Origin of the sequence: Aestuariivirga sp. (assembly GCF_044239095.1) — a bacterium.
Taxonomy (GTDB): Bacteria; Pseudomonadota; Alphaproteobacteria; order Rhizobiales; family Aestuariivirgaceae; genus Aestuariivirga.
In genome coordinates this window covers 1-3,632 of the sequence record NZ_JBIICB010000360.1, presented here as the reverse complement: position 1 = coordinate 3,632, position 3,632 = coordinate 1, and the positions used below count along the sequence as shown (strand labels likewise).

At 55.9% G+C, this 3,632-nt stretch carries 5 protein-coding genes; 2 read left to right on the top strand and 3 right to left on the bottom strand.

Annotated features, from left to right (window positions below):
• A partial coding sequence (locus ACILRA_RS21140) for a L,D-transpeptidase family protein (protein WP_395664024.1) occupies positions 1 to 204 on the bottom strand: 204 nt, incomplete at its 3' end.
• A 186-nt stretch (positions 205 to 390) separates the two neighbouring features.
• A complete protein-coding gene (locus tag ACILRA_RS21135) occupies positions 391 to 810 on the bottom strand; it encodes a hypothetical protein (protein ID WP_395664023.1) in 420 nt (139 codons plus the stop codon).
• A gap of 227 nt (positions 811 to 1,037) precedes the next feature.
• Between ACILRA_RS21135 and ACILRA_RS21130 the strand changes: the two genes are divergently transcribed.
• Together ACILRA_RS21130 and ACILRA_RS21125 are read left to right on the top strand one after the other, a co-directional pair.
• Positions 1,038 to 1,325, top strand: coding sequence for an integration host factor subunit beta (locus ACILRA_RS21130; RefSeq protein ID WP_395664022.1), 288 nt, complete (start codon positions 1,038 to 1,040; stop codon positions 1,323 to 1,325).
• Between the two features lie 324 nt (positions 1,326 to 1,649).
• A complete protein-coding gene (locus ACILRA_RS21125) occupies positions 1,650 to 2,912 on the top strand; it encodes a ubiquitin-like protein (protein WP_395664021.1) in 1,263 nt (420 codons plus the stop codon).
• Between the two features lie 183 nt (positions 2,913 to 3,095).
• On the opposite strand, the gene ACILRA_RS21120 is transcribed toward ACILRA_RS21125, so the two are convergent.
• Positions 3,096 to 3,350, bottom strand: coding sequence for a hypothetical protein (locus ACILRA_RS21120; protein ID WP_395664020.1), 255 nt, complete (start codon positions 3,348 to 3,350; stop codon positions 3,096 to 3,098).
• Between the last annotated feature and the right edge of the window lie 282 nt (positions 3,351 to 3,632).

Here is a 3,632-nt window from a genome sequence, read left to right as displayed (position 1 = left end):
CGACTTCGCGGTCCATGTTCCCGATGGCGTAACCTTCCCGGCTCTCGCCGTTGATACCGGCCACTGACCGATCACCTCTCCATGATGATAGACCGTCATGGTCTGGGACGACTTGTCGACCCTTGCAATCACGCTCGCGGCCTGCGCCACAGGAACGAACAGTACCGCGACCAGCGCGGCAAGAATTATTACTCTGAGCTTCATGGAGATTCCCCCTTTATTCGGCGCTCCGGCCAGCTTCGGGCAGTTGGAATCGGCTAAACCTGCCGTAACATACCAAGGCTTCCCCAGTAGGAGGGAAAAGATCAAGACCCCTGCGCCTATGGTCTCAGGTCATTCCACAGGCACGCTGGCACATCATGGAAGCAAGTGGCGCCAGGCCAAGCGGGATCAGCAGTCGAAGGCGTAGTCGAACACCAGCGTATCAGTCCTGACGCGGCCGGTCGGCGCGCAGCGTTCCTGGACCTCCCGCATTCCTCGGAGAACGACCCTCGTGTCATTCCGGCTCGCCGAACCCTCCACCGCATATTCCAGCGGATGCGCGAGACAGTAGCGAGAGAACACCCTTGCCGTTCCAATGTATCGGGTACCACGCCGCACGCCGTCGAAGAGCAGCGTACCTTCCTGGACCCCCGAGCGGCGGAGTTCCGGCTTTGGCCTCTCGTATGTAAACCACCGTTGATTGCCGTTGGCCTCAAGCCGCATCAGCGAACCATTATGCCACCAGCAGCTGTCAGCATATGCCTGCACAGCTATCAGGTTTGTGGCGGCCAGTGCCGCAGCTCCAAGGATGATCGCCAGAATTCTCATGTTTCCCCCCGTTCCAGCCGTCAACATGTAAGACTATGAACCTGCCGTTACGGGATCAACTGCAGAGTTGTCAGCCTGGTGCTCAGCCTGAACTTCGGAGGAAAACCGCAGGATCCCGCTTGTGGGTCACGCAGCGGAAGCGCCTTTGCTCAAACAGCCCGCAGCCTTGACCCTTTGTCCCCGCTTTGGCAGCGTTGCCTTGGAGAGTTTGCCTGGGAGTATGATGCATGATCAAGTCGGAACTTGCGAAGAAACTCGCAGACAAGAACCCTCACCTCTACATCCAGGACGTCGATCGCATCGTGAATATCGTTCTCGACGAAATCACGAACACTTTGCTGGCAGGTGGCCGCATTGAACTGCGCGGGTTCGGGGCATTTACGGTCAAATCACGCGAGGCCCGCCTGGGCCGTAACCCACGCACCGGCACCGCCGTCGATGTCTGCGCCAAGCGTATTCCCACATTCAGGTGCGGCAAGGACCTCCACAAACGCCTCAATGAACCAAAAGCCTGAGGCTGGAAGTGTTCACGCCGCCAGCATCTCCATCACGCCATCCGGCAGATTGCCTTTCTTCCAGACCAGAATCGCTTTGCTGAATTCACCGGACTCACGATCGCCACTACATATGAACGGAATGGCGCCAGCAGAGCCGTAACATGCTCACCATCATGCCCATGACAGGTTATGTTACACCCAGAGTGTATGAAGCGGTGATATTGTTGCTACCAGATCTTCAAGCGCCAGCTGTACCTCTTGAAGACAAGAAATTTGTTGCCCTTAGTGCGGATCCACGTCTAGCGTCGGATACAGCATAGTTGTCTGATAGTTCATCCACTCATGTTCCGCACAATCATCGCAGCCTGCATCTTCATTTTCCTCTCTTCGGGCTTGGCGGAGGCAATGCAGATTTTCGTCAAGACACTGACAGGCAAGACGATCACACTCGATGTCGAAGCCAGCGATGCAATCGAGAATGTTAAGACTAAGATCCAGGATAAGGAAGGCATTCCCCCCGACCAACAACGGCTGATATTTGCAGGAAAGCAGCTCGAGGACGGACGCACTCTGGCCGATTACAACATACAAGGGGAATCGACCCTTTACCTTGTTCTGCGACTTCCACAAACTCCGGGCACTGCGTTTGACGCGCTGAGAGATGACGTGAAGCAGGTGGTTCGCAGCCAAGTGAGGCAGCGGCTTTCCGCTTCCATCAAGGCAAATGCCCGGATGGTTGAAGATGCGCGGAACCGCCTGATAACTCCAGTGATCGACCAGGAAAGTTCGTCGCCCGCAAGCGAAACATTAAGCGTCTGGCCGACAGCCGCTGTACCACAGGAAGCAACAGCATGGGTCCTGACCAGCAGCATCGACATATTCTCAGGTGACAATGAAGACCTGCTTGGCGCGGCTGATGTGCGTATTGCACGCGATGTGTTTGTGGGACCAAGTTCCCTCGCCGGAGCGTTTATCGGAGGACAGCTGACTTCATCCGACTTCAACGGAAACTTCAGCGGTGAAGAGAAGAGCTGGCAAGTCCTCAGCGGATTGTATGGCATCACGCAACTGGGAGAAGTTCTCTATGCGGATGGTTATGCCTCAATCGGATATGGGCAGAGTATTCTTTCCATGAATGACGAGCCGCTGTCTCTCGACAGCGACTACGAAACACTCACCTGGCAGTTTGGCGTTGCCCTAACGGGTAACATCGAGGTTTCGAGCTTCATTTTCCTGCCCACCGTTTCTCTTGCATATGGAAACAGTGATCTTGGAGAGATCACGTTCAAGGCCAGATTGGATGGACGCTCCGAAAACGAGGATCTGGATGTAGATCACGTCGCGCTTGGGGTTCTACGACTCACTCCCGAAGTGCGCTTCCCGGTCAATTTGGACGGAACGACAAGCATAGGCCTTCTTCCCAGCATTGTCTGCGAGCGAACAATCGCAGATGGAAAAACTGACGAGTGTGGTTGGTCGGCGGGCATCTACCTAGTCGCAGTTAGCGGACCAGCAGATGGCAAATTCAACGGCCGAGCGGTCTACGAACGTATTGGCAATCTTGAAGCAGTTAGTGCCTCGCTGTCCTACTCACTGGAGTTTTGAAGCAGGAAACGTTTCCACCAATGACGCTCCAGTCTTCTACGTCCGAAGAACTGTACGGTGTTAGCGGCCGAGCAAGTGACATCGTTCGCTTACAAGGACCAGTTCAGGCCCGTATGCGAGCGCTTCATTGATGTACAAGGAAATATGTAAGCAAACACTGACCCAAGAGAATCAGAATTCGTCTCACGCCGCCAGCATCTCCATCACGCCATCCGGCAGATTGCCTTCACTGCAGATGAGCACGGCCTCGCTGTACTCGCCGATGTTGGGATCCCCGGAGCGCTTGAAGGCAATCGCACCGACGGTGCCCCTGGCCACGGCGCTGCGCGCCTGGGCTTTGGCAGACCCCTCCGAAGGGCATTGCACGCCTTGCTCAGCGACGAGTTCGCCCTCCGCGTCCTTGAAGGGCACCATGACGAAATACGTAACATTAGCCATGATCTTGCTCCAAACTGATGACTGGAACATATAAGGAACAATTTCGGCTGTCGAGTCGGAAAAGCGGGGCTGGAATACAACCGGCCCCGGCTCCACGCCTGTCGCCGGAGTTCACATCCGGAACAACCGCACCAGCGCGTTCAGCGCCACCCGCAGGTTGCCAATATCCTCCTCCGGCCAGTTCATGGCATCCTCATCGGTGCAGATGATACGGTAGACCAGCAACGTCGGGCGGCGGCCCTGCGACATTCGATGTTCACGGTCGCAAGCATCGAGTGCGTC

Coding starts and splice junctions, on each gene's coding strand:
- ACILRA_RS21135 (WP_395664023.1), bottom strand. CDS start 810: ATGAGAATTCTGGCGATCATCCTTGGAGCTGCGGCACTGGCCGCCACA.
- ACILRA_RS21130 (WP_395664022.1), top strand. CDS start 1,038: ATGATCAAGTCGGAACTTGCGAAGAAACTCGCAGACAAGAACCCTCAC.
- ACILRA_RS21125 (WP_395664021.1), top strand. CDS start 1,650: ATGTTCCGCACAATCATCGCAGCCTGCATCTTCATTTTCCTCTCTTCG.
- ACILRA_RS21120 (WP_395664020.1), bottom strand. CDS start 3,350: ATGGCTAATGTTACGTATTTCGTCATGGTGCCCTTCAAGGACGCGGAG.